We start from the raw sequence: 23,708 nt of genomic DNA, 5'->3' as shown, positions 1-23,708 counted from the left end.
CTAAGCTGCACACTGAGCGCGATCCCCCTCATGTGTGGCATAGAACGCAAAAGGAGCAGAGATGACCAAGAGCGCAAACAGGCCCGTAACAGCTCATGAGCAGGACTGGCCGGGGTGGCCGGAGGAGGCGGGCCAGCGCTACCGGGAGGCCGGATTCTGGCGTGAGGAGGTCCTGGCCGACCTGCTGACGCACCAGGCCGAGCAGCGCCCCGACGCCGTCGCACTCGTCGACGGCGAGCGCCGGTGGACCTACGCCGAGCTGGCCGCGGAGGCGGGAGCGGTGGCGGCCGGGCTGTATCGGCTGGGGCTGCGCAGGGGCGACCGGATGGTGGTGCAGCTGCCCAACCGGGCGGAGTTCCTGCTGCTCTGGTTCGGGCTGCAGTACCTCGGCGCGGTCCCGGTCCACGCCATGCCCGGACACCGGGGGCACGAGATCTCCCACCTCCTGCGGGTCACCCGCGCGGTCGGCTACGCGGTGGCCGACCGCCACGCGCGGTTCGACTACCGGACGCTGGCCGCGTCCATGCGCGAGGAGCACGAGGAGCTGCGCCATGTGATCGTCGTCGGCGACACCGGCGGGCTCGATGACGCCGTCGGCTTCGAGGACCTGCTCTCCGGCACCTCCGGTGACCGCGTCCCCGACTCCGGGCGCCCCGCCCCCGGCGACATCGGCCTCCTCCTGCTCTCCGGAGGGACCACGGGAACGCCCAAGCTCATCCCGCGCACGCACCGGGACTACGCCTACAACGCCCGCGCCGCCGCGGCCGCCTGCGAACTCACTCCGGACAGCGTCTACCTCGCGGTGCTGCCCGTCGCCTTCAACTTCACGATGTCCTGCCCGGGCGTCCTGGGCGCGCTCACCGTGGGCGCGACGGTGGTCATGGCGCCCAGCCCCGCCCCCGAGACGGTGTTCCCCCTGATCGAACGCGAGGGCGTGACCGTCACGGCGCTCAGTCCGCCGATGGTGCCCGTGTGGCTGGAGGCCTACGCCGACCGGGCTCCGGGCTCAGCGGCGCTGGACAGCCTCTCGGTCCTCCAGGTGGGGGGAGCACGGCTGGCCGACGACCTCGCGCGCCGCGTTCGCCCGACGCTGGGATGCCGTCTGCAGCAGGTGTTCGGCATGGCCGAGGGCCTGATCAACGTCACCCGTCTCGACGACCCCGAGGAGCTGGTGTGCACCACGCAGGGGCGCCCCGTCTCGACCGGTGACGAGGTGCGGGTGGTCGACGAGTCGGGCGCCCCGGTGCCCGTCGGCGCCGTGGGCGAACTGCTGACACGGGGCCCCTACACACTGCGCGGCTACTACCGCGCCCCCGAACTCGCCACCACGCACTTCACACCCGACGGGTTCTACCGGACCGGCGATCTCGTCCGGCTCCACCCCAGCGGCCACATCAACGTCGTCGGCCGGGTAAAGGACCAGATCAACCGCGGCGGCGAGAAGATCGACGCCACCGAGGTGGAGGGCCAACTGCTCGCCCACCCGGACGTGTCGGCGGTCGCCCTGGTGGCCGCTCCCGACCCGAACCTCGGTGAGCGGTCGGTCGCCTTCCTGGTCAGCGCGGGCACTCCGCCCACGGTCCGCGAACTCGGTGCCTTCCTGCGCGGGAGGGGCCTGGCCGGTTACAAGGCCCCCGACCGGATCGAGACCGTCGACACGCTGCCCCTGACCCCCGTGGGCAAGGTCGACAAGAACGCTCTGCGCGAGCGGATCCGATGAGGACCCTCGTCACCCTTCGCGACCGAAGCGACACGTAAGGCGTTGCGACCTCAGCCACACGGACGAACGCTTCTGACGAAAATGATTATCATTTACGATCACCAGGGCGCCTTCGGGCGTCCGGCGGCCCTGCCCGGGCCGCTCCACAGTGAAGAGGACGTCCCCGCGTGCGCATCACCGTCCACCCCGAGGTCTGCATCGGCGCTGGCCAGTGCGTCATCGCCGCCGACCGAGTATTCGACCAGGGCGAGGAGGACGGGCTCGTGCGCCTGCGCACCGACCGGCCGGACCCCCGCGACGTCGCGCACGTGCGCGACGCGGTCGACCGCTGCCCCTCCGGCGCGATCGAGCTCACCTCGGACTGAACCCCGGACGTGCTCCCCCCGCTCACGCGCCCGACGAGGAGACGGGCGTCCTCGCTGGCCCCGACACAAGACCGGAGAAGAATGTTGACCACGGGTACACCAGACGCGGCCCACGGGCCGTCCCGGGCGAGGAGACGGCCGTGAGCAGTCGTGAAACCGAACAGGTCGAAGGGCCGCTCGACCCCGTCGCGGCCGCCGCCCGGCTCGCGGGCTCGGGACTCTTCCCCGAGTACGTCCTCTACGAACGCGAGGGGGTCTGGCTCTTCGGCGGCGGTGCGCGGTGGGGGATCGACCTCGACAGCGACCGGGTCACGGTCCGCGGCGCCGACGGGACCGCCGACTCCCACGACTACACCGGCAGCCCGGCCGACGCCTTGGACGCGGCCCTGGCCGGACTGCCCGACCCGACCTGGCGGGCCTACGGCTGGGTGGGGTTCGACTTCGCGCTCCGGTCACGCGGGGCCCGCCCGTCCACCCCGGAGAGGTCCGCGCGGCTCGCCCGCCTCATCGTGCCCCAGACCGAGGTCCGCATCACCGCTGACGGGGCCCGGATCAGCGGGGGCGGAGCGCAGATGCGCGGGAAGGTGCTCTCCGTGCTGCGCGAGCAGGTCGCCGAACCGGCGCGGAACCGCGTCACGGTCGATTCACGGGCCGACTCCCCGGCCTACCGCGCGCTCGTGGGCGAGGCCCTGGGCGAGATCGGACGCGGCGACTACCACAAGGTGATCCTGTCCCGGAAGGTCGAGCTGCCCTCGCCCGTGGACGTCCCCGCCACCTACGCGGTCGGCCGCGGGGCCAACACACCGGCGCGGTCGTTCCTGCTGGATCTGGACGGGCTCCGCAGCGCGGGTTTCAGCCCCGAACTGGTCGTCACGGTCGGCCCGGACCGCGAGGTCCTGACCAACCCGCTCGCGGGCACCCGGGCGGCGGGGCGCGGAGAGGCGGCGGACAGCGCCGCCCGCACCGAACTGGAGGCCGACCCCAAGGAGATCCACGAGCACGCCATATCGGTTCGCGAAGCCGTCTCGGAGATGCGCTCGGTGTGCGTGCCGGACTCCGTCGCGGTGTCGGAGTTCATGGGCGTCTCCGTCCGCGGCAGCGTCCAGCACCTGGCGTCCACCGTCCGGGGGCGCCTGCGCGAGGACGCCACCCCCTGGCACGCCTTCGAGGCCCTGTTCCCGGCGATCACCGCGTCGGGGATCCCCAAGTCCCCGGCGATCGAGGCGATCACCCGCCTGGAGGAGGAGCGCGGACTGTACTCCGGGGCCGTGGTGACCGCCGCATCCAGCGGTGAACTCGACGCCGCGCTGGTCCTGCGCGCGGTCTACGAGGAACAGGGCCGGGCCTGGCTCCGCGCCGGTGCCGGAATCGTGGAGGGCTCCCGCCCAGAACGCGAGTTCGAGGAGACCAGCGAGAAACTGGCCAGCGTACTGCCGCACGTCGTACCCGCCTCGCGGCCGTGACCGCGCCGACCGACGAGCGCGACCGTCCCCCGTCCGAGACAGCCGAGGTGGCCACGCCATGACAGACATCCAGCAGAACGGACTGATCCCCTACCTGCTCGCCAACCGGGCCTTCGTCGCCCCGGCCGTCGAACAGGCGGTCGGGGCGATGGACCTGTCCGGACGCACGCGCCTGCTCGACGCGGGCACCGGCGCCGGAGGCGGGCTGGTGGCGCTGGCCCGGGCGGCCGGCCCGCGGGCCCGGGTCCTGGCCGTCGACCGCAACCCCGACGTGCTGGACCTCGCCCGGGAGCACGCGCGGTCCGAGGGTGTGTCGGACAGGGTCGAGGTGCGCGCCGCCGACCTGGTGGACGTGCTCGACGAGGCCGCCGGATCCGGCGACGGGTTCGATGCGATCTGGGCCTCGGACGTGGTCTGGCCCGGCAACTTCGACGACCCCGGGGACCTGGTCGCACGCGCCGCGCGCGCCCTGCGCCCCGGCGGCCTGCTGGGGCTGTTCACCAGCAACTACTACCAGGCCATGTTCCTGCCCGGCCGCTCACGGCTGGAGCGGGCGGCGCGCACCGCGTCCGAACTCAACTGGGGGCTCCCCTCCGGAGGGCCCGCCCACTATGAGCGCCACACCGCCTGGATGGCCGCCGCGGGGCTGCTCGACGTGCGTGTGAACGTCTTCCCCAGGGTGGGCTCGCCGGTCGACGCCGACCCGACCGTGCGCCCCTACCTGGAGAACGTCGTCTGGCCGGAAATGCGGGAGTCGGTGCTCAAGCGCGGTACCGACGCGGGCCTGAGCGTCGAGGAGGTGGCCGGAGTCGAGCGGCTCCTGACCCCGGGCCATCCGGACTACGTCCTCGACGCCCCGGGCTACTACATGGTCCATCCGACCATGCTCGCCCTCGGGCGACGGTCCTCGGACTGAGCCCCAGGCCGAACGGCTCCGGGTCGCCGACCGTCTCGGACACCGCCCGCGCAGGGCACGAACGCCGCCGCAGGCGGTGCTACGGCACAGCCACCAGGGCCAGGCGCTCCGGGTCCAGCGCCAGCACCCGGTTCGCGCGGTCGGCGACACTCCGGTCGTGGGTCACCATGACGACGGCCAGGCCCTCCTCGGCCCGAAGGGTGTCCAGGAGGTCCAGGACCGTGCGTGCGCTCGCGGCGTCCAGGGCGGAGGACACCTCGTCGGCCAGCAGCACCCGGGGCCGTGCGGCCAGGGCGCGGGCGACGGCCACGCGCTGGCGCTGGCCGCCGGAGAGGCGGCCCGGCAGCGCGCGTGCGGTGTCCGCCGGCAGACCGACCCGTTCCAGGAGCCCGGGGACCTCGGCCGCGGCCCGGCCGCGGGTCAGCCCGCGGAGCACCATGGCCGGGCGTGCGAGTGCCGTGGCGACCCGCTGAGCCGGGTTCAGGGTTCCGGCCGGGTCCTGGGCGATCAGTTGGACGGCTCGCAGCGTTTCCCCGGCGCGGTCGGTGTGCCTGGCGGGCAGGGGCCGACCGTCGAGTGAGAACGAGCCCGCCGCGGGAGGATGGAGCCCGGCCAGGCTTCTGAGCAGCGTGGACTTACCGCATCCGGAGGGACCCAGGACGGCGACCGCCTCCCCGGGGGCGACGGTCAGGTCCACCCCGTCGAGCAGTTCCCGGCCGCCCGGAGCCGTGAGACGGACCCCCCGCAGGCCGAGGACCGGTACACCGCCCGGGTCCCGGGGGCCCGTTGGCGTGGCGCTGCCCCCGCGGACCGGTTCGGACTCACCGATGTCGAGACGGAGATCGGCCACGCGGTCGGCGAAACCCCGGTCGTGGGTGATCACGACGGTGCTCCTTCCGGGGCGTCCCCTCCGCTGTCCGAGGACGTCGAGCACGAGTTCCACCGTGGCGGGGTCCAGGCCGCTCGTGGGCTCGTCGAGCACGAGGAGCCCGGGATCGGCGACGACCGCCCGCGCCAGGGCCACACGCTGGGCCTGGCCTCCGGAGAGTTCGTGCGGGCGACGACGCCACAGGGCGTCGGCGTCCAGCCCCAGCGAGGTGAGCGCCGCGCGGACGGCCTCGGCGTTCGCGCGCCGGAGACCGCCCGGCAGGGCTTCGGCGACCAGGGCGCAGACCGGGCGCAGGGGGTGCAGGTCCGAGGCGGGTTCCTGTCCGAGCACGCCGGTGCTGGCCCGGCGCCACCGGCGCGCCGCACGCCCCGCGGGCACCGGCGCCCCCTGCCAGCGCACCCGGCCGGCCCGGCGCACCAGGCCGGGCGGCAGCGCGTCCAGCGCGGCCAGGACGGCGCTGGTCTTGCCGCTTCCGGACGCGCCCATGACCGCGAGCACCGCGCCGTCCGGCGCCCGCAGGTCCACCGGGCCCACCACGCGGGCGCCGTGTCCGTCCTCGACCAGCAGCGCCTGTGCGCACAGTCCCTCAGCCATCCGTGGGCTCCTTCGGTGCGGGTGCGCTGTCACGGACCCGGCTCGTGCGGTCTTCGGAGAGGTACAGCTGGGCCAGGAGGGCGAGCAGGACGGTGGTGACGCCCAGTGCCGCGGCCGGCGCACCGACGGCCCAGGGGTTGATCGCCACGCCGGGCATGTTCTCCCTGAGCATGAGGGACCAGTCGGGGGCGGGCGGCTCGGCGCCCATTCCCAGGACGCTCAGGGCGGCGGCGACCTGGAGCGCGACCACCAGGCGCAGCCCCAGGTCGGCGGTGACCACCCCCCGCATGGCGGGGAGGACCTCCCTCGCCAGGATCGAAGCGGTCGTCTCGCCGCGCAGGAGTGCGGCCTCCACGTACCCGGAGGTGCGGACGGCACGGACCGCGTCCCTGACCACGCGCAGGGTGAGCGGGGCTCCCCCGCACACCGTCGCGAAGACCACCGCCGTGTGCCCGGGCAGGGCGATCGCCGCCACCAGGGCCAGCAGCAGGGAGGGCAGGGCGAGCAGCAGGTCGGCCGCCGCCGTGAGGACCCGCGAGGCCGGCCCGCCGAACCACCCCGCGGCCAGGCCTCCGACGGTCCCGACCACACAGGCGCACACGGCGGCCGTCACGGAGACACCGAGCAGGTCTCCTCCGCCGGCCAGGACACGGGACCACACATCGCGGCCCAGGGCGTCGGTTCCCAGGAGGTGGCCGGGTCCGGGTTCCTGCCAGGGCGCCCCCACCGGGGACGTGGGGTCGTGCGGCGCCCACCAGCCGCCGAACAGGGCTGCGGCCAGGACCGCGACCGACAGCAGGGGGACGGCCGCGGAGGCGAGGAGCAGAAGGGGACGGCGGTTCACGGCGAGCGCCTCCGGCGGGGTTCGGTCAGGGCGGCGACCAGGTCTGCGACCAGCAGTCCGGCCAGCACGACCGCGGCGGCGACCACGGCGGTGGCCTGGACGACGGGCAGGTCCCGTGAGGCGATCGAGGAGACCAGCAGGGACCCGACGCCCGGATAGCCGAAGAGTGTCTCCACCAGTGCCGCGGCGGCGATCAGCCCCCCTGCGGACACCGCCGTGACCCGGGTGAAGGGGGCCAGGAGAAAGGGGAGGACGTCGGTCGCCGCGATCCGCCACGGGGGGACGCCCCGTCGGCGGGCGTCAGCCACGTGGGGCAGGCGCACGGTGTCGGCCACCGCGCCCGTCAGCAGGCTCGCGGCGTAGAACGCTGTGGGCAGCGCCAGGGCCGCCACGGGGAGGAACAGCAGTTCCGGGTGGTGCCAGGGCGCGGCTCCGGGCGGTAGCAGGGAAACCGGGGGCACCAGACCCAGCACTCCGGAGAACACGGTGACCAGCACCGCGGCCGTGACAGCCGTGGGCACGGCCGCGCCTCCGGTGAGGACGGCCGTGGACGCCCGGCGGGCCAGCCTGCTGCCCCCCGCCCACCAGGCCAGGGCCAGGGACGCGGGGGCCGCCACCGCCAGCGCCGACCCGACGACCGCGAAAGTGGCCGGCAGCCGCTGGGCGAGGGCGTCGGCGACGGGGCGGCCGTTGACCAGGGACGTGCCGAGGTCTCCGGTGAGCAGGGACCCGGCCCAGTCGAGGTAGCGCCGCCAGGGCGCGGCGTCCAGGCCCAGCTCCTCCCGCAGCTCCCGCAGCTGCGCCTCGTCGGCCCCGGGCGAGGCACGCAGGTCCACGGCGTCTCCCGGCAGGAACTCGGTGGCCGTGAACACCGCCACCGACACCAGGGCCAGCAGGAACACCGCCCGGACGACGGCGAACGGGAGCGAGACCCCCGCGGCCGCCCCCGGGACGCGGGGGCGGCCGGCCTCGGGGGCGGCCTCGGGGCCGGACATCAGCCGGCGACCTCGACCCGCTCGATGAACAGGCGGTGGAAACCGGGACCGGTGGGCAGGCCGCTCACGCCGGGACCCGTCAGGTCGATGCCGTCTCCCGTACCCCAGACCACGTACCCGCCGTCGTCGGCGACGCGCTCCTGCAGGTCGGCGAGCATCGCGTGGCGGTCCTCCTCGTCCGCGGTGGCCAGTGCCTCGGTGAAGTCGGCGTCCCACTCGGGAACGTTCCAGGCGGTCTCGTTGACGGGGCCGTCGGACAGCAGGGACATGCGCGCGAAGTCCACGAACCCGTTCCCGCCCAGGCTGTTGAGGTAGAAGGGTTCGACGTTCCACACCTCGGTCCAGTAGGTGTCGGGCGCGCCCACCTCGATCGCGACGTCGATGCCCGCCTCGGCGAGTTGTTCGGCGGCCAGGGCAGCGGTCTCCTCCATGCCCGGGTAGGAGTTGGTGGCGTACAGGGTGAGTTCGACACCGTCCGCGTGTCCGGCTTCCTCCAGCAGTTCCCGGGCCCGGTCCAGGTCGCGCTCGACCGGTTCGAGGTCGGGGGCGAAGGGCGCGTCGGGGTTCAGGACGTCGGTGCCGGGCTCCCCGTAACCGAGGAAGACCGTCTCGACGAGTTGTTCACGGTCCAGGGAGAGCTTGACGGCCTCACGCACACCCGGGTCGTCGAAGGGCTCGGCCTCCAGGTCCATGACCAGCGGGTAGTTCACCCCGGCGGGCCTGGTGACCACCTGGACCGCGTCGGACTCCTCGTACTGCTGTGCGCTGACGGGCGCCACGCTGCCCGCGACGTCCGCCTGCCCCGAGGCCACCGCCTCGGCGCGCGCGGCGGGGTCGGGCATGGCGGTGATCCGGAGGGTCTCGTAGTCGGCGGCCCCGCCCCACCAGTCGTCGTTGCGCTTCAGGACCGCGGTGGTGTCGTCGTGCTCCTCCAGCTGGAACGGTCCGGAGCCGACCACGGGTTCGGTGATGTCGTCGCTGCCGTCGGGGACGACGAAGGTCAGGGAGGCGAGGGCGCTGCCGACCTCGGCATAGGGCTGGTGGGTGGCCAGTTCCAGGGTGTGCTCGTCCACCACGGAGGAGGACTCCAGGTCGAACACCGCCAGGCGTCCGTTGTTCTCGGCGCCCTTGCTCTGGATCCGCTTCAGCGAGAACAGGACGTCGTCGGCGGTGACGGGCTGGCCGTCGGAGAAGACGGCGTCATCGCGCAGGCTGACGGTCCACAGGTCGAGGGCTTCTCCGACCGGCTCCCAGGACCGGGCCAGGCGCGGCTGGACCGCACCCTCCTCATCGGTCACCGTCAGCACGTCGTAGAGCATGGCGAACCGCATGTAGTCGGCCTCGTTGCCGACGCGGCCGTGCGGGTCGTGGGTGGTGGCCGCCGGAGCTCCGACCGCGGCGTAACGCAGGGTGGCGCCGTCAGCGGAGGCCTGTTCGGTTTCGCCGCCGCCGCAGGCGGTGGCCGCTAGGAGCACCGCGAAGGTGACCGCGGGCAGGAATCGTCGTCTCATCGTTCGGCCTTTCTCGGGGGCGGGGCCGCGGGCGAAACGGCCCCGGGAGGTGTCTGCGACCGGGGTTCGGGGCCCCGGCGTCCCGGTCGAACGGGTCGGGTCGGCGCGGAGGTGTGGTCCGGCTTCCGTGCCGGTCCACGCGGCCGACGGCCAGCGGCAGGACGGGAGGCGGGGCTGTCACCACGGAGCGGGCGTCCCGTCGTGTCCGACGACCGCGCGGGACGGACGGGACGCAGGGTCCTCCACCGGGGGGTCGGAGCGGCGGGCGGCGATCCGTTCGTAGAGGGCCCCCAAGGCGGCCCCGGCCTCCAGCCCGGCTTCCTTCGACACTGAGCTGCACACCCCTGCGGTCGCGCTGGACAGGATATTCAGTAATGAAAACCGTTTTCATTGCCGGTATGTCCATGTATAGCACCTTCAATCCCACGGATGCGACCCCGACTCCTGAGGCCCTGGGAGAACCGGCGCCACGGACCGGCCGCGCGACCCCGGGAAGCCTGGCCCGCCGGGCAGGTGGACGCCCTCGGCACGGGGCACACGGGTCGGCTGGAGAGCAGAACGACACCGGTGGCGGGAGCCCGCGCAGCGCGTGCGGAGCGAGATGTCGCGCGGAGCGCCGAGGGTCCCCATGACCCGGCCTCGACCACGCCGGAAACGCAGAAAAGGGCCCACCTGATGGTGGACCCCTCACTGACCTGCTACTTCTCTGTCGGGACGGCGGGATTTGAACCCACGACCCCTTGACCCCCAGTCAAGTGCGCTGCCAAACTGCGCTACGTCCCGTTCGTCGAGCGGTCACCGTTTCCGGCCCCGCCGACGCAGAAGACTCTACCGCATCCGCCGGGGCGCTCGCACCGGAGACGGAGTCCGCCGGCCCCGGGCCGCGCGGCGGCACGGGTGGGCAAGATCGGTCAGGCGCCCGGGCGCCGCCGGTGAACATACTGGTGCCATGACCGAGCCCACCCCGGGCCGGGACCGCCTGCGCGAACTGCTCGACGCGGTCCTGGACGAGGAGAACACCCGCCTCACCGACATGGCGGACCACGCCTTCGCCTCACCGTTCCACTTCACCCGCAGACTGACCCGCGACACCGGGGAGTCACCGGTCGCGCTGCGCCGCCGGGTGCTCCTGGAGCGCGCGGCCTGGCAGATCAGCCGGGGCAGCAGCGTGACCGACGCCGCGTTCGCCGCCGGATACGAGTCGGTCGAGGGGTTCACGCGCGCCTTCGGACGCGCCTTCGGGCATCCGCCCAGCGCCACCACGGCGGGCAGCGGCACGTGGCTGTCCGCACCCAACGGCATCCACTTCCACCCGCCGATCCACCTGTGGATCGAGGACAGGCCCAAGGAGCGGACCGGCATGGACCTGATCGCCCTCCAGGTCCACCACGACGTGGACGACACCGCCCACCTGATCCGCCTCGCCGGACGGCTGTCCGAGGAGGCCTACCGGCGGGTGCGGGCCCCCGGCCAGACGGTCCTGGAGTGGGACGGGCCGGAGGAGTCCGTGGCCGCCGTGCTCGACCACCTGGTCCGGACCAAGGAGTCGTGGCTCGCCTCGATCGACGGCGCCGACCTGCCCGAACGGGGCTCGGACGACCTGGAGGCGCTGGCGGAGCGGCACACGCGGGCGGGGGCCCGCTGGATCGCCGCGGTCGACGACATCGGGCGCCGGGACGCCTGGGGCGACCGGCTGATCGACGCCCTGTGCGACCCGCCCGAGAGCTTCGTGCTGGGCAGCGTCGTCGCGCACGTGCTCACCTTCTCCGCCCACCGCAGGCAGCTCGTGCGCCACATGCTGCGCGCGGAGGGCATGAAGGTGGACCACGGCGACCCCATCGAATGGCTTCAGAACCGACACCACGACGGAGGTACACGATGAGCAGGACGGTCTACAACACAGCGACGAGCCTGGACGGCTTCATCGCCACCGAGGACCACTCCCTGGAGTGGCTGTTCGCCGCCGACGGGGGCGATGCCCTGAACGAGACCGAGATCTTCGTCCGCGAGGCGGGCGCGATCGTGTCCGGCGCGGGCACCTACGAATGGATCCTGAAGCACGAGGGCGGTGATCCCTGGCCCTACCGGGTCCCGACCTGGGTGCTCACCCACCGGGACCTGCCCAAGGTCGAGGGCGACGTCCGCTTCGCCAGCGCCGACACCGACCAGGAACTGCGCGACCTGCACGCGGAGATGGTCGAGGCGGCCGGGGGGCGCGACGTGTGGGTGGTCGGCGGTGGCGGTGTCGCCGCGGACCTGGCCCGGCTCGGCCTGCTGGACGAGGTGGTCGTGTCGGTCGCGCCGGTCACCCTGGGCGCGGGCTCACCCCTGCTGGCCGGACGCGTGGACCTTAAGGTGCTGGACGTGCACCGCGCCGGTGACTTCGCGTGCATGCGCTACGAGGTCGTCCGTTCCTGACCCCGCGGTGCCGGGGCCCGCCGCCACCGGCCGGGCCCCGGCACCGCTCCTCACCTTCGGGCACGGACGGGTGTTCCCGCCCCGGGGACGCGCACTCCCCCTGCGCCGACCCTCAGACGCCCTCCAGCTCGCGCAGGCGCGCTGCGGCGTCGGCGATCTCGTCCTCGGTGAACACCGCGACGCCGCCGTCCGCGAGCAGGCGCGCGGTGACCCCCTCGCCGGGCACCCTGTTCCCGCCGAAGGCGCCGTCGTAGACACGGTGCACCCCGCAGGAGGGGCTCGACTCCTTGAGCACCGCCACCGCCACGCCGTGCGCGCGGGCGGTGGCCAGCGCCGCCCGGGCGCCGTCCACGAAGTGCGCGGTCACGTCCCGCCCCTCGGGGGTGAGGATGCGCGCACGGCCCGCGAGCACGTCGGCGGCGGTCGCGCCGGGCTCGATCTCCGCGGGCGGCCGGGGCACCGGGAGGCCGCCCGCGACCTCCGGGCAGTGCACCACCAGGCGGCCCTCGGCGCGCCAGCGGGCGACCACGTCGTCCTCCACCGGTTTGGCGCGCCCGTCGAAGCGCACCCGGCGTCCCATCAGACACGCGCTGACCAGCACCCTGCGCATGGACTCCCCCTCTCGGCCGCCACCACGCTACCGGGGCGGCGACACGGGCAGAGCCCGCGCTCTCGTCACCCAGGGTGATTAAGTGGGTACAACAGGACCGCTGGGCAGCGAGGGGGAGACTTGAACGAGCCGCAGGGGCGGACGGCCCTGGCCACGGACCGCAGGGCGACGCGCAAGGCCGTGGTGGCCGCGGCGATCGGCAACGCGACCGAGTGGTACGACTTCGGCGTCTACAGCTACCTGGCCGTCACGATCGGCCTGGTGTTCTACCCGGAGCAGACCCAGGGCACCCAGCTCATCGCCACCTTCACCACCTTCGCCGCCGCCTTCCTGGTGCGGCCCCTGGGCGGGCTGTTCTTCGGCCCCCTCGGCGACCGGATCGGCCGCAAGCGCGTCCTGGCCTTCACGATGCTGCTCATGGCGGTGAGCACGTTCTCGATCGGGCTCATCCCCTCGGCCGCGAGCATCGGCTTCGCCGCGCCGGTGCTGCTGCTGGTCGCGCGGATGCTCCAGGGCTTCTCCACCGGCGGCGAGTACGGCGGCGCCACGACCTTCATCGCCGAGTACGCGCCCGACCGGCGGCGGGGCTTCCTGGCCTCCTGGCTGGAGTTCGGCACGGTCAGCGGCTACGTCGGCGGCGCCACCGTCGTCACGGTGATGACCCTCCTGCTCGGTTCGGACACCATGCAGGACTGGGGGTGGCGCATCCCCTTCCTTATCGCGCTGCCGCTGGGCGCCATCGGCCTGTACCTGCGGGTGAAGCTGGAGGACACCCCGGTCTTCGAGCAGAACACCGAGGGCTTCGCCAAGGACTCCCACGGAGGGCACCGCGAGGGGCAGCTGCGGGCGACGGTCGTGGACCAGTGGCGCCACATCCTGCTGTGCGTGGGCCTGGTGATGGTCTTCAACGTCAACAACTACGTCCTGACCGCGTACATGCCCACCTACCTGGAGGCGGAGCTGGGGTACGGCCCCACCACGGCCCTGGTCCTGACGCTGGCGGCGATGGTGCTGATGCTGTTCACGGTGACCGGGTTCGGGCACCTGAGCGACCGTGTGGGGCGTAGGCCCGTGCTGCTCTCGGGCAGCCTGTTCTCGATCGTGCTGGCCCTGCCCGCGTTCTGGCTGCTGCAACAGGGCGGCCTGTGGACGGTGGCCCTGGGCATGGTGGTGCTGGCGGTGACCCTGGTGCACTTCTCCGGCGGCGCGCCCGCGGCGCTCCCGGCGTTCTTCCCCACCAGCGTCCGCTACGGCGCGCTGGCCATCAGCTTCAACGTATCGGTGGCGCTGTTCGGCGGCACCACACCGCTGATCGCCGAGGCGCTGGTGCAGGCCACCGGAAGCCTCTACGCGCCGGCGTGGCTGGTGATGGTCGCGGGTGTGGTGGGGCTGGCGGTGGTGTGGCGGATGAAGGAGAGCGCGAACCGCCCGCTGCCCGGCGCCCCCGCGATTCCGGTCCCCGGGGAGGAGGCGGGCCGACCGCCCCGCGACCGCGAGGGGGGACCGGCGGGGAGCCGCCCCACGCAGGGCAACGTCCGCCGCCTGCGCGGGGAGGCCTGAGCCCAGCACGGGGAATCCCCCTCGCTGCCCCAGCGCCCGGGCGGCGGCACGCACGGAGGACCCGTCCCGCTCCAGGACGGAACCGCCCCCGAGGGGTCCGCGGGAACCGGAGCGGGGGCGCACGCGTCCCGCGGCGCGGCTACCCGGCGCCGTCGGGCGGGGCCCCCGCGTCGCCGTCGACATGCTGCCGCAGTACGTCCATCAGGGCAGAGGAACCCTGGAGGTTCTCCATGAGCCGGTCGACCGTCATGAGGGCGATCCCCTGTTGGGGGTCCCCGAGGACCAGCAGCTTGTCTCCGGGGGCGATGCCCAGGTCGCGGCGGGCCTTGGCCGGAATCGCGATCTGGCCGCGTTCGCTGACCGTCACCGCGCCGTAGAAACCCCGGCCGCCGGGTCCGTAGGAAGCGCCGTCCCGCTCCGCAACCACCTCGCCACCGCCTTCCCGTACGTGTTCCGCACAGCGTACCAAGCAGGCCGTGTCCGTTTACGGCCATGATCACGAGACACACGCAATACATGATTTACATGTAATAGCATGTGGATTGCCCCCCAAAGAGGAGAAGCCGTGACCGCTCCCGCATCCCGTGCGCTCGCCCCGGACCTGGCCAGGGGCGCCATGCTGCTGGCCATCGCCTGCGCCCACGCCCCGCTGTTCGTCCTGGCCGTCGAGCGCGGCCCCGCCTTGGCCAACGGCGCCGCGCTCGTCCTGCACGAGCTGTTCGTGGGCAACCAGGCGCGCCCGATGTTCGCCTTCCTGTTCGGTTACGCCCTGACTCAGACACTGGACCGGCGGGTCGCACGCGGGGCCGACCCGGCCGACGCACACGCCCTGCTGCGCCGCAGGGGCTGGTGGCTGCTGGCCTTCGGCCTGGTCCACACGCTGATCGCCCCCCTCGACATCCTCGCCGCCTACGGCCTCGCGTCCCTGCTACTCATGGGTCTGCTGCGGGCGCGCTCGGCGACCCTGCTGCGGGTTGCGGGCCTGGCCCTGGTGCCCGGCACCGTGCTCTCGGCGGTTCCCCTGGTGCTGGCCCTGTCCCAGGGTGTCTCGACCTTCGACATCGGTTCCGTGGCCACGCCGCCCGGGTCCGACCCCGGCACGCTCTACCTGGAGCGCCTCCCCGGTGCTCCCTTCGCCCTGGCCATCGGGACGGTGCTGGTCGCACCCGCGGTGGTCGCGGGCATGTGGGCGGCGCGACGCCGCCTCCTGGAGGAGCCCGAGCACAACCGAGCCCTGCTGGTGCGCGCGGTCGTTCTCACCACGGCGGTCTCCGTCGCCGGGGCGCTTCCCTCGATCCTGGTCCAGACGGGCACGTGGAGCGCTCCCTCGGCCGCGGCGCAGTGGAGCACAGCCCTCCTCCAGCCCCTGACGGGCTACTTCGGCGGTGTCGGCATGGCCGGGATCGTCGCGCTGGTCGCGATCCGGGCGTCACGCGGCCGCGGCACCCTGACCACCGCCGTGCAGGCCCTCGGCCAGCGCTCCCTCACCTTCTACCTGCTCCAGAGTGTGGTCTTCCTGGCGGTCTTCTCCCCGGCGGGCTTGGGATGGCAGGACCGACTGGGACTGGCGGGAGCCTTCGGTGTGGCCGCCGCGACCTGGCTGGCGTCACTGGCCGCGGCCGACCTGATGCGGCGCGCCGGCCGCCGCGGCCCGGCGGAGGGCCTGCTGCGCCGCCTCACCCGCCGCGCCGCTCCCCGGGACCCGCGGCAGGCACCCTCATCGGCCTGAGAACACGGAGAAGGGGGCTCCCCCGGCGGGGAGCCCCCTTCCTCGTGCCGTGGCCGGAGCGGTGCGGCTACCGGCGGCGGTGCTTGCGGTCCGGACGCACGCTGCCCTTGGAGGCGCGGCCCTGGACCCCGCCGCCCTTCTTCTCGCGGATGCGCATGCTGATGTGCACCGGGGAGCCCTCGAAGCCGAAGTCCTCCCGCAGGCGCCGCTCGATGAAGCGGCGGTAGTTGTCCTCCAGGAACCCGGTGGTGAACAGGATGAAGTGCGGCGGACGCGAACCCGCCTGCGTCGCGAACAGGATCTTGGGCTGCTTGCCGCCGCGCACCGGCGGCGGGGTGGCCGCCACCAGCTCCTTGAGCCAGTTGTTGAGCTGCCCGGTCGGGATGCGCTGGTTCCACCCGCTCAGGCTGGTCTCGATCGCCGGGACCAGCTTCTCCATGTGGCGCCCGGTCTTGGCCGAGACGTTCACGCGCGGAGCCCAGGAGACCCGCGCCAGCTGGCGGTCGATCTCCTTCTCCAGGTAGGTCCGGCGCTCCTCGTCGAGGATGTCCCACTTGTTGAAGGCCAGGACGAGGCCGCGGCCCGCCTCCACGACCTGCTCGACGACCCGGATGTCCTGCTCGGCGAGGGGCTCGCTGACGTCCATGAGCACCACGGCGATCTCGGCCCGCTCCAGGGCGCTGCCGGTGCGCATGGTGGCGTAGTAGTCGGCTCCCTGGAGGGCCCGGAACCGGCGGCGGATACCGGCGGTGTCGATGAACTTCCAGGTCTTGCCGCCCAGCTCGATCAGCTCGTCCACCGCGTCGCGGGTCGTGCCCGCCACGGCGTCGACGACCACCCGGTCCTCACCGGCGAGGCGGTTGAGCAGGCTGGACTTGCCCACGTTGGGGCGGCCCAGCAGCGCGATGCGCGGCGGGCCGTCCTCGCCCTCGTCCTCCTCGCCCAGGGGCTGCTCGGGGAACTCGGACACGAGCGCGTCCAGCAGGTCGCCGGTGCCGCGGCCGTGCAGGGCGCTGATGGGGAAGGGCTGGCCCACGCCGAGCTGCCACAGGTCGAGGGCGTCGGCCTCCTGCATGCTGCCGTCCACCTTGTTGGCGGCCAGCACCACGGGGCGCTTGGTCGAGCGCAGGACGCGGGTCACGGCGGCGTCGGCGTCGGTGACGCCCACGGTCGCGTCGACCACGAACAGGATGACGTCCGCGGTCTGCGCGGCGTACTCGGCCTGGCGGGCGACCATGGCGGCCAGGCCGCTGACGCTGGTCTCCCAACCGCCGGTGTCCACCAGGGTGAACCTGGTGTTCTGCCACTCGGCGTCGTAGGCGACCCGGTCGCGGGTCACGCCCGGCACGTCCTCCACCACGGCCTCACGGCGGCCGATGATGCGGTTGACCAGGCTGGACTTGCCCACGTTGGGGCGTCCGACCACGGCCACCACGGGCAGGGCGGCGGGCTCTTCGGAGTCCGCTCCCCCGTGGACGACGTCGGAGATGTCGAAGTCACTCATGTGCTGCTCCCGGTTCTGGATCCCCGCGCGCCCAGGATGCGTGCCGCGAGGATGCGAAGGTCCGACCCGCCCCGGTGTCCCGGGTCGCGCGGATCGACGCGGGCGCCGACGGCGCCCGTGTACTGGCCACGGGGAGGAACCCCCGCGGATGTCGTTGTGTTCCCTGAAAAGGGCTGTCGGGGACGAATGTGTCCGGTGTTACGGTCGCGGGGCGCACCGTCCGCCCGTCGCGGCGGCGCCCGGCCGTGCGGGCCACCCGTCGGCCGGAACCCGGCGGCGCCCGACCCCGCGGGTCAGCGGCCGCGGGTCTCGTCGGCCAGCTTGACCACCAGGGCGACGACCTCGTCCAGGGTCAGCCCGCTGGTGTCGAGCTCGGTGGCGTCCTCGGTCTGGCGCAGCGGCGAGTGCGCCCGGCTGGAGTCCAGCGCGTCGCGCCGGGCCAGGTCGGCCTGGGTGGCGGCGACGTCGGCGCTGCGGACCTCCTTGCTGCGGCGCTGGGCGCGGGCCTCGGGACTGGCGGTCAGGAAGAGCTTGACCGGGGCGTCGGGGGCGACGACGGTCGTGATGTCGCGCCCCTCGACCACGATGCCCGTGCTCTCGGCCCTGGCGGCGGCGATGATCTCGCGCTGGGTGCGCACGAGGCGCTCGCGCGCCGCGGGCACGGCCGAGACGGCGCTGACGTTGGTGGTGACCTCCCTGCCGCGGATCTCGGCGGCCACGTCGCGGCCGTCCACCGCCACGGAGGGCGCGTCGGGGTCGGTGCCCATGGTGATGACGGGGGTGTCGACGAGGGCGGTCACGGCGTCGGCGTCGTTGACGTTCACGCCCTGGGAGAGCATCCACCAGGTCAGCGCGCGGTACATCGCGCCGGTGTCGAGGTACCGCAGCTCCCGCGCCCTGGCCACGCCCCGGGAGGTGCTCGACTTGCCCGACCCGGAGGGACCGTCGATCGCGATGACGATGCCCTCGGTGCTGCCCTGCGCGCTCACTGCCGTTGACTCCCGCTTGCGTTCACTGTTGCCGACGCCCAACCCTACCCGTGGCCCGCGCGTACTTGGCGCGTAGTACGTGCGCAGGTGTGCATGGGTGTGCGTGGGCATGCGCAAATGTGCGTAGGTGTGCGTAGTGCGTGCGTGAATGTGCGCAGGTGTGCGTAGCACGCACCGGCACCGGTGAGGTGCGGCCCCGGTGTCCGCCCGTGGAGACCGGGACCGGGCGGACCGGAACCGGGACCGGCGGGACGCGGGGGTCCTGACCTCCGGACCAGCCGGTGCCGGTACTCGAACCCCGCCGCAGGCGCACGAACACCGCGAAGGATGCTCAGAGTCCCGGATGCACCGACCAGCCGTCGGCGGCCAGCGCCCGCGCGAGCGTGTCCACCGCCTCGGGCAGCACGTACAGCTGAGCCACACCCAGCGGCAGGCCGGGCGTGTGCTCGATGCGCACGTCCTCGATGTTGACCCCGGCCTCCGCCGCCGCGGCGAACAGGCGGCCCAGCGCACCGGGCTCGTCGGGGATGACCACGGGCATGACCGTGTAGTCGGGCAGCCGTACCGTGCCGTGCTTGCCGGGGATGCGGCCCTGGCCGGACCTGCCGCGCTCCAGCAGGTCGCGCACCGGAGCGAGGTCGCGGTCCGACGTCTCGCCCGTCCCCGGCGGATCCGCCAGCGCTCGCAGGGCGTCCGCGGTCGCCGCGAGGTCGGCGGCCACCGCGTGCAGGACCTCCGCGACCGGGGCGGCGTTGTGCGTGAGGATCTCGGACCACATCGCGGGGTCGCCGCCCGCCACCCGGGTGACGTCGCGCACGCCCTGTCCCGCCAGGGTCAGGGCGGCGTCGTCGCCCGAGAGCAGCCGGGCCGCCACCGCCGAGGAGGCCACGTGGGGGGCGTGCGAGACCAGCGCCACCGCCCGGTCGTGCGCCGCCGCGTCCAGCACCAGCGGGTCCGCACCGCACATGCGGGCGACCTCGGCGACGACGGCGACGGCCTGCGCCTCGGCCTTGCCGGTGGGGCACAGCGCCCACGAACGGCCCAGGAACAGGTCGGCGCGCGCCGCGCCGGGGCCCTGCTTCTCCCTGCCGCCCATGGGGTGCCCGGCCACGAACGTGGCCATGTCGCAGCCCAGCCGCTCGGCCTCGGCCAGCACGCTCGCCTTCACGCTGGCCACGTCGGTGTAGACGTGGGCCAGGCCCCGGTCCTGGGCGCGGCGCAGCACGGAGGGGATGACGGCGGGCGGCGCGGCGATGACCGCGAGGTCGGCCGGGGCCGAGGTCGGGTCGTCGGACTCCTCAAGGGGGTGCCCCGCGCCCAGGTCGCAGGCCAGGCGCAGGGAAGCGGTGTCGGGATCGGAGAGGGCGACGTCGACGCCGCGCGAGCGCAGGGCGAGCGCCACCGACGTGCCGATGAGTCCCGTGCCGACCACCGTGACCCGGCGCACCGGGAGCAACTGCTCCCCGTCCCCGCGCACACCGCCGCTGTCGCCCACTGTTCCCCCGCCTCCGACGTGTTTCCGTTACCCCAAGCCTACGACCTGCCCGGAGACCGACGGAGACCGTTACTGGGCGATGTCCAGCCGCAGCGCCTGGGCACCGCGCAGGTAGACGTGCTGGAGCTCCGAGCGCGGCCGGTCGGTCTCCACGTGCGCCATGAGGCGCACCACGCGCGGCAGGGCGTGGGGGACGGCGATCTCGGTCGCGCACATCAGCGGGACGTCGGAGAAGCCGAGCTTGCGCGCGGCCAGCGCGGGGAACTCGCTGTTCAGGTCGGGGGTGGCGGTGAACAGCACGCTGATCACGTCGTCGGTCTCCAGTGAGTTGCGCCGCATCACCTCCGAGACCAGTTCGGCCGTGGCCTCCAGAACCTGCTCGCGTTCGTCCGCGTCGACCTGTACCGCACCGCGGATGGCCCGTACCGCCACGTTCGATCCCGCCTCGTCCTCGTTCAGCGTGCCGTGCCCGGGAAAGGGGAACGGCGGCCGCCGCCCGGTGTCCGGGCAGGCGACCGCCGTCAACTGTATCTACAGGCCCGCGGCCTCGTAGAGTTCACTCACCTCGCGCGAGGTGAGCGCCCGCATCGTGCCCAGTTTGAGGGCGTTCAGGTCGATCGGGCCGACCTGGGTGCGGGCGAGGTCGGCGACCGGGTGGCCGACGGCCTCCATGAGGCGGCGCACGATGTGCTTGCGGCCCTCGTGCAGCCGGATCTCGACGAGCGACTTGGGCGGGTCGTTGTCGACCACGCGGAAGGAGTCGACCTCGACCGGGCCGTCGTCCAGCTCCACGCCCTTCTGTACCTCGCGGACGACGCGGTGCGGAACCGGGCCGGGCACCTTGGCGATGTAGGTCTTGACGACCTTGTACCGCGGGTGGGTGAGCCGGTTGGCCAGCTCGCCGTCGTTGGTCAGCAGGATGAGGCCCTCGGTCTCGGTGTCGAGCCGACCGACGTGGAAGATCCGCTCCTCGGTCTGACCGGTGTAGTCAGCCAGGGTGGGGCGGCCCTCGGGGTCCCACATGGTGCTGACGACGCCGCGCGGCTTGTTGAGCGCGAAGTACAGCTTGTCCGGGGCGGTGACCACGCGCATGCCGTCGACGCGGATCTCGGAGGACTCGGGGTCGACCCGGGCGCCGAACCTGCGCACTACCTGGCCGTCCACGCTGACGCGTCCGGCCGCGATCATCTCCTCGCTGGCCCGGCGGCTGGCGACCCCGGCCGCGGCGAGCGCCTTCTGGAGGCGGATGCCGTTCTCGACGTCGGTGTAGGTGTCGCGCGCCTCGTCGGCGCGGTCCTCGTCCTTGGGGTCGTAGTCGGCGCGCAGGGCGTTGAGCCGCTCGCGGGCTGCCTTGGAGAGCTGGTTCTCGCTCGTGACGCGCCTGGCGCCGGAGCGGTCGCCGCCGGGACGGTCCCCGCGGTCCTCACGGGGCTCGCGGTCGCGGAAGTCGCGCCCGCCACCGGGACCACGGCTGTCGCGCCCGCCGCGGTTGTCGCGGTCACCGAAGGAACGGCGGTCGTCACGCCCGCCCCGGCTGTCCCGGTCGCCGCGGAACCCGCCGCGGTCACGGTCGTCACGGCCGCCGCCGGGGCCGCGTCCGCCACGGTCGTAGGAGCGGCCGCCCGAACCGCGGTTGTCGCGGTCACCGAACGAACGGCGGTCCTCGCGGTCACGGAAGTCACGGCCACCACCGGGACCACGCCCGCCACGGTTGTCACGGTCCTGGAAACGACCGCCCGAACCGCGGTTGTCACGGTCACCGAACGAACGACGGTCGTCCCTCTGGCCGTCACGGCCACCACGGTTGTCGAAGGAGCGGCGGTTGTCGCGGTCGCCGCGGAAGCCGCCGCGGTCACGGTCATCACGACCGCCCCGGAAGTCACGGCCACCACGGTCGTCCCGGCCACCCGAGAACGAACGGCGGTCCCCACCGTCACGGAAGTCACGGCCACCGCCGGGACCACGGCTGTCACGTCCGCCGCGGCCGTCGCGGTCACCGAAGGAACGGCGGCCGTCGCGGTCACCGCCGAAGGAACGGCGGTCGTCGCGCTGACCGTCGCGGCCGCCGCGGAAGTCGCGCCCGCCGCGGTTGTCCCGGTCACCCCGGAAACCACCGCGGTCGTCGCGGCCGCCCGGGCCCCGGTCGTTCCGGAAGCCACCGCGGTCACGGTCATCGCGACCGCCCGAGAAGGAACGCCGGTCCCCACCGTCACGGAAGTCACGCCCGCCGCGGTTGTCCCTGTTGTCGCGGTCACCGTAGGAACGGCGGCCGTCGCGGCCGCCGCCGAAGGAGCGGCCCTCACCGCGCTGGCCGTCGCGGCCGCCGTGGAAGTCACGCCCGCCGCGGTTGTCCCGGTCACCCCGGACGCTACCGCGGTCACGGTCGTCACGGCCCCGGGGGCCGCGGTCATCCCGGTGACCGCCGCGGGAACGGTCGTCCCGGCGGTCCCGGCTGTCGCCGCGGCCCTGTGCGCCGCGCTTGTCGTAGTCGCCGCGCTCACCGCGCGGGGCGTCGTCCCGCGCACCGCGGGAACTGTTGTTAGTTGTGCTCACCGGTGTCGTCTAGACCTTCGATGTCGTCGGGGAGGAACGGCGCCAGATCAGGCAGCTCGTCGAGGCCTCGCAGGCCCAACCGTTCCAGGAAATAGGAGGTGGTCCGATACAGCAGCGCACCGGACTCGGAGTCGTGTCCGGCCTCTTCGATCAGGCCCCTCAGTACGAGGGTACGCATAACCCCGTCGCAGTTGACACCGCGCACGGCGGAGACCCTGCCCCGGGAGACCGGCTGTCGGTAGGCCACCACCGCCATCGTCTCCAGTGCGGCCTGGGTGAGCCGCACCTCCTGCCCCTCCCGGAGGAAGTGCTCGACGACGTCGGCGCATTCGGGCCGCGTGTACACACGCCACCCCTCGGCCACCGCCCTCAGGTCGAAACCCCGGCCCTGCTCGGTGTATTCCCGCGACAGCGACTCCAGCACCCCGACGACCACCGTGACGGGCACGTCCATGGCCCGCGCCAGGTCGTACTCCGACACCGGCTGGTCCACCACCATCAGCACGGCCTCCAGGTCGCGGCGCAGGGTGGCAGGGGCGTCCCCGGCCGCCTCCACGACTACTCCAGCCGACTCACCGCCGACCGCCCCCCGGGCCGCCGTGTCCCCCACCGCCGGGCCCTCCGCTGTCGGATCCTGCGCCGTGTCCCGGACGCTCATGCGCGCTCCTCCGTCTCCCCCGGCCCGCTCCCGCCGCCGGTGTCACCGGCGCCGTCGGCCTCGTCGTACTCGCTCTCCAGCTCGACCTCGCCCTCGCCGCCGGTCCAGGAGACGAGCAGCTCCCCCAGAGGTTCGGGCTGGTCGAAGCCCACGTTGGCGGCCCGGTACAGCTCCAGCAGGGCGAGGAAGCGGGCGATGACCTCGAAGGTACCGGTGCAGGCCGCCGTGAGCTGGGCGAAGGTCAACCGCCCGTGCTCGCGCAGCTCCGCGACCATCAGCTCGCCCTGTTCCTTGACCGACGTCTTGGCCTGGTGGATGTGGGTGACCGGGACGCTGGGCGGCTCCTTGGGCGTGAAGACCATCCCCGCCAGGGCCGCGAACTCCTGGGGGCCCAGTTTGAACAGCACGTCCGGCCGCAGCCCGGCGAAGCGCTCCTCCAGCGGGACGGCGCGCGCGTAACGGCGCCCCTGCGCAGCCAGCCGCGCCCGCATGAACGAGGCGACCTCCTTGTAGGCGCGGTACTGGAGCAGCCGGGCGAACAGCAGGTCGCGGGCCTCCAGCAGGGCCAGGTCGGCCTCGTCCTCGACGTCGCCGCGCGGCAGCAGGCGCGCCGCCTTCAGGTCCAGCAGGGTCGCCGCGACCAGCAGGAAGTTGCTGGCCTGGTCCAGGTCCCAGTCGTCGCCGTGCGCCCGGATGTGCGCGATGAACTCGTCGGTGACCTTGGACAGCGACACCTCGGTGATGTCCAGCTTGTGCTTGGAGATCAGCCCGAGCAGCAGGTCGAAGGGCCCCTCGAAGTTGTCGAGGTGCACCTGGAAGGCGTTGTCGTCCACCTCCGCGACGGTGTCCGCCGACGTTCCCTCAGCCCCCATGGCACCGGCCCCGCGTCGTCTTC

General features: G+C 73.4%; 21 protein-coding genes and 1 tRNA gene. 8 read left to right on the top strand and 14 right to left on the bottom strand.

Annotated features, from left to right (window positions below):
* The first annotated feature begins 61 nt into the window (after window positions 1-61).
* From PV789_RS09165 to PV789_RS09150, 4 genes are all read left to right on the top strand, one after another.
* Window positions 62-1,720 (top strand): (2,3-dihydroxybenzoyl)adenylate synthase, encoded by a 1,659-nt coding sequence (locus PV789_RS09165; RefSeq protein ID WP_274977002.1) that lies wholly within the window; start codon window positions 62-64, stop codon window positions 1,718-1,720.
* A gap of 167 nt (window positions 1,721-1,887) precedes the next feature.
* Window positions 1,888-2,085, top strand: a complete 198-nt coding sequence (locus tag PV789_RS09160) for a ferredoxin (protein WP_274977001.1) — start codon at window positions 1,888-1,890, stop codon at window positions 2,083-2,085.
* 140 nt (window positions 2,086-2,225) lie between these two features.
* Window positions 2,226-3,548, top strand: coding sequence for a salicylate synthase (locus tag PV789_RS09155; RefSeq protein WP_274977000.1), 1,323 nt, complete (start codon window positions 2,226-2,228; stop codon window positions 3,546-3,548).
* Between the two features lie 58 nt (window positions 3,549-3,606).
* Complete coding sequence (locus PV789_RS09150; protein ID WP_274976999.1) at window positions 3,607-4,464, top strand: SAM-dependent methyltransferase; 858 nt, start codon at window positions 3,607-3,609, stop codon at window positions 4,462-4,464.
* A 79-nt stretch (window positions 4,465-4,543) separates the two neighbouring features.
* Here the strand turns inward: PV789_RS09150 and PV789_RS09145 are convergent, their stop codons facing one another.
* The 5 genes from PV789_RS09145 to PV789_RS09125 all read right to left on the bottom strand — a co-directional run bounded on the left by PV789_RS09145 (window position 4,544) and on the right by PV789_RS09125 (window position 10,080).
* The gene (locus tag PV789_RS09145) at window positions 4,544-5,947 is read right to left on the bottom strand and encodes an ABC transporter ATP-binding protein (protein WP_274976998.1); all 1,404 of its coding nucleotides are present in this window, start codon (window positions 5,945-5,947) and stop codon (window positions 4,544-4,546) included.
* Entirely contained in the window at window positions 5,940-6,791 is an 852-nt protein-coding gene (locus PV789_RS09140; RefSeq protein ID WP_274976997.1) for an ABC transporter permease, read from the bottom strand. The genes PV789_RS09145 and PV789_RS09140 overlap by 8 nt, the downstream gene beginning before the upstream one ends.
* Window positions 6,788-7,786 (bottom strand): ABC transporter permease, encoded by a 999-nt coding sequence (locus tag PV789_RS09135; protein WP_274976996.1) that lies wholly within the window; start codon window positions 7,784-7,786, stop codon window positions 6,788-6,790. Before PV789_RS09135 ends, PV789_RS09140 begins: the two co-directional genes overlap by 4 nt.
* Complete coding sequence (locus PV789_RS09130) at window positions 7,786-9,297, bottom strand: ABC transporter substrate-binding protein (RefSeq protein ID WP_274976995.1); 1,512 nt, start codon at window positions 9,295-9,297, stop codon at window positions 7,786-7,788. Before PV789_RS09130 ends, PV789_RS09135 begins: the two co-directional genes overlap by 1 nt.
* Window positions 9,298-10,006: 709 nt before the next feature.
* Window positions 10,007-10,080: transfer RNA gene (locus PV789_RS09125), tRNA-Pro, on the bottom strand.
* 166 nt (window positions 10,081-10,246) lie between these two features.
* On the opposite strand from PV789_RS09125, the gene PV789_RS09120 reads away from it, so the two are divergent.
* Window positions 10,247-11,179 carry a helix-turn-helix domain-containing protein gene (locus PV789_RS09120; RefSeq protein WP_274976994.1) on the top strand — a complete coding sequence of 311 codons (933 nt, stop codon included), beginning with the start codon at window positions 10,247-10,249 and terminating at the stop codon, window positions 11,177-11,179.
* The gene (locus PV789_RS09115; protein ID WP_274976993.1) at window positions 11,176-11,715 is read left to right on the top strand and encodes a dihydrofolate reductase family protein; all 540 of its coding nucleotides are present in this window, start codon (window positions 11,176-11,178) and stop codon (window positions 11,713-11,715) included. Before PV789_RS09120 ends, PV789_RS09115 begins: the two co-directional genes overlap by 4 nt.
* Before the next feature lie 112 nt (window positions 11,716-11,827).
* Here PV789_RS09115 and PV789_RS09110 read toward each other — a convergent pair whose 3' ends face one another.
* On the bottom strand, window positions 11,828-12,325 hold the full coding sequence (locus PV789_RS09110) for a 2-thiouracil desulfurase family protein (protein WP_274976992.1): 498 nt from the start codon (window positions 12,323-12,325) through the stop codon (window positions 11,828-11,830).
* Window positions 12,326-12,445: 120 nt separating this feature from the next.
* On the opposite strand from PV789_RS09110, the gene PV789_RS09105 reads away from it, so the two are divergent.
* Entirely contained in the window at window positions 12,446-13,885 is a 1,440-nt protein-coding gene (locus tag PV789_RS09105) for an MFS transporter (protein WP_274976991.1), read from the top strand.
* 139 nt (window positions 13,886-14,024) lie between these two features.
* Here the strand turns inward: PV789_RS09105 and PV789_RS09100 are convergent, their stop codons facing one another.
* Window positions 14,025-14,312: an AbrB/MazE/SpoVT family DNA-binding domain-containing protein gene (locus PV789_RS09100; protein WP_274976990.1), complete on the bottom strand. Its 288-nt coding sequence runs from the start codon at window positions 14,310-14,312 to the stop codon at window positions 14,025-14,027.
* Window positions 14,313-14,450: 138 nt separating this feature from the next.
* Here PV789_RS09100 and PV789_RS09095 point away from each other — a divergent pair, with 138 nt between their 5' ends.
* A complete protein-coding gene (locus tag PV789_RS09095; protein WP_274976989.1) occupies window positions 14,451-15,614 on the top strand; it encodes a DUF418 domain-containing protein in 1,164 nt (387 codons plus the stop codon).
* Window positions 15,615-15,681: 67 nt separating this feature from the next.
* Here the strand turns inward: PV789_RS09095 and der are convergent, their stop codons facing one another.
* The 7 genes from der to PV789_RS09060 form a co-directional block, all read right to left on the bottom strand.
* The gene (gene der, locus PV789_RS09090; protein ID WP_274976988.1) at window positions 15,682-17,118 is read right to left on the bottom strand and encodes a ribosome biogenesis GTPase Der; all 1,437 of its coding nucleotides are present in this window, start codon (window positions 17,116-17,118) and stop codon (window positions 15,682-15,684) included.
* Window positions 17,119-17,411: 293 nt separating this feature from the next.
* Complete coding sequence (gene cmk / locus PV789_RS09085; protein WP_274976987.1) at window positions 17,412-18,107, bottom strand: (d)CMP kinase; 696 nt, start codon at window positions 18,105-18,107, stop codon at window positions 17,412-17,414.
* Window positions 18,108-18,438: 331 nt separating this feature from the next.
* Complete coding sequence (locus PV789_RS09080) at window positions 18,439-19,602, bottom strand: prephenate dehydrogenase (RefSeq protein ID WP_274976986.1); 1,164 nt, start codon at window positions 19,600-19,602, stop codon at window positions 18,439-18,441.
* 69 nt (window positions 19,603-19,671) lie between these two features.
* Entirely contained in the window at window positions 19,672-20,034 is a 363-nt protein-coding gene (aroH, locus tag PV789_RS09075) for a chorismate mutase (protein WP_013152028.1), read from the bottom strand.
* Window positions 20,035-20,133: 99 nt separating this feature from the next.
* A complete protein-coding gene (locus PV789_RS09070) occupies window positions 20,134-22,155 on the bottom strand; it encodes a pseudouridine synthase (RefSeq protein WP_274976985.1) in 2,022 nt (673 codons plus the stop codon).
* A complete protein-coding gene (gene scpB / locus PV789_RS09065; RefSeq protein WP_274976984.1) occupies window positions 22,142-22,813 on the bottom strand; it encodes an SMC-Scp complex subunit ScpB in 672 nt (223 codons plus the stop codon). The genes PV789_RS09070 and scpB overlap by 14 nt, the downstream gene beginning before the upstream one ends.
* Window positions 22,810-23,685: a segregation and condensation protein A gene (locus PV789_RS09060; RefSeq protein ID WP_274976983.1), complete on the bottom strand. Its 876-nt coding sequence runs from the start codon at window positions 23,683-23,685 to the stop codon at window positions 22,810-22,812. Before PV789_RS09060 ends, scpB begins: the two co-directional genes overlap by 4 nt.
* Window positions 23,686-23,708 lie beyond the last annotated feature (23 nt).

The sequence above is a fragment of the Nocardiopsis camelliae genome, assembly GCF_028993595.1.
Classification (GTDB): Bacteria; Actinomycetota; Actinomycetes; order Streptosporangiales; family Streptosporangiaceae; genus Nocardiopsis; species Nocardiopsis dassonvillei.
The sequence above is the reverse complement of the archived record's forward strand: the minus strand, read 5'-3'. Positions and strand labels throughout refer to the sequence as shown.

What these genes read in the sequence shown, in the direction of transcription:
- PV789_RS09165 (WP_274977002.1), top strand. Translation starts at nt 62, where the DNA reads ATGACCAAGAGCGCAAACAGGCCCGTAACAGCTCATGAGCAGGACTGG.
- PV789_RS09120 (WP_274976994.1), top strand. Translation starts at nt 10,247, where the DNA reads ATGACCGAGCCCACCCCGGGCCGGGACCGCCTGCGCGAACTGCTCGAC.
- PV789_RS09060 (WP_274976983.1), bottom strand. Translation starts at nt 23,685, where the DNA reads ATGGGGGCTGAGGGAACGTCGGCGGACACCGTCGCGGAGGTGGACGAC.
- PV789_RS09110 (WP_274976992.1), bottom strand. Translation starts at nt 12,325, where the DNA reads ATGCGCAGGGTGCTGGTCAGCGCGTGTCTGATGGGACGCCGGGTGCGC.
- PV789_RS09150 (WP_274976999.1), top strand. Translation starts at nt 3,607, where the DNA reads ATGACAGACATCCAGCAGAACGGACTGATCCCCTACCTGCTCGCCAAC.
- der (WP_274976988.1), bottom strand. Translation starts at nt 17,118, where the DNA reads ATGAGTGACTTCGACATCTCCGACGTCGTCCACGGGGGAGCGGACTCC.
- PV789_RS09115 (WP_274976993.1), top strand. Translation starts at nt 11,176, where the DNA reads ATGAGCAGGACGGTCTACAACACAGCGACGAGCCTGGACGGCTTCATC.
- scpB (WP_274976984.1), bottom strand. Translation starts at nt 22,813, where the DNA reads ATGAGCGTCCGGGACACGGCGCAGGATCCGACAGCGGAGGGCCCGGCG.
- PV789_RS09145 (WP_274976998.1), bottom strand. Translation starts at nt 5,947, where the DNA reads ATGGCTGAGGGACTGTGCGCACAGGCGCTGCTGGTCGAGGACGGACAC.
- PV789_RS09130 (WP_274976995.1), bottom strand. Translation starts at nt 9,297, where the DNA reads ATGAGACGACGATTCCTGCCCGCGGTCACCTTCGCGGTGCTCCTAGCG.
- PV789_RS09135 (WP_274976996.1), bottom strand. Translation starts at nt 7,786, where the DNA reads ATGTCCGGCCCCGAGGCCGCCCCCGAGGCCGGCCGCCCCCGCGTCCCG.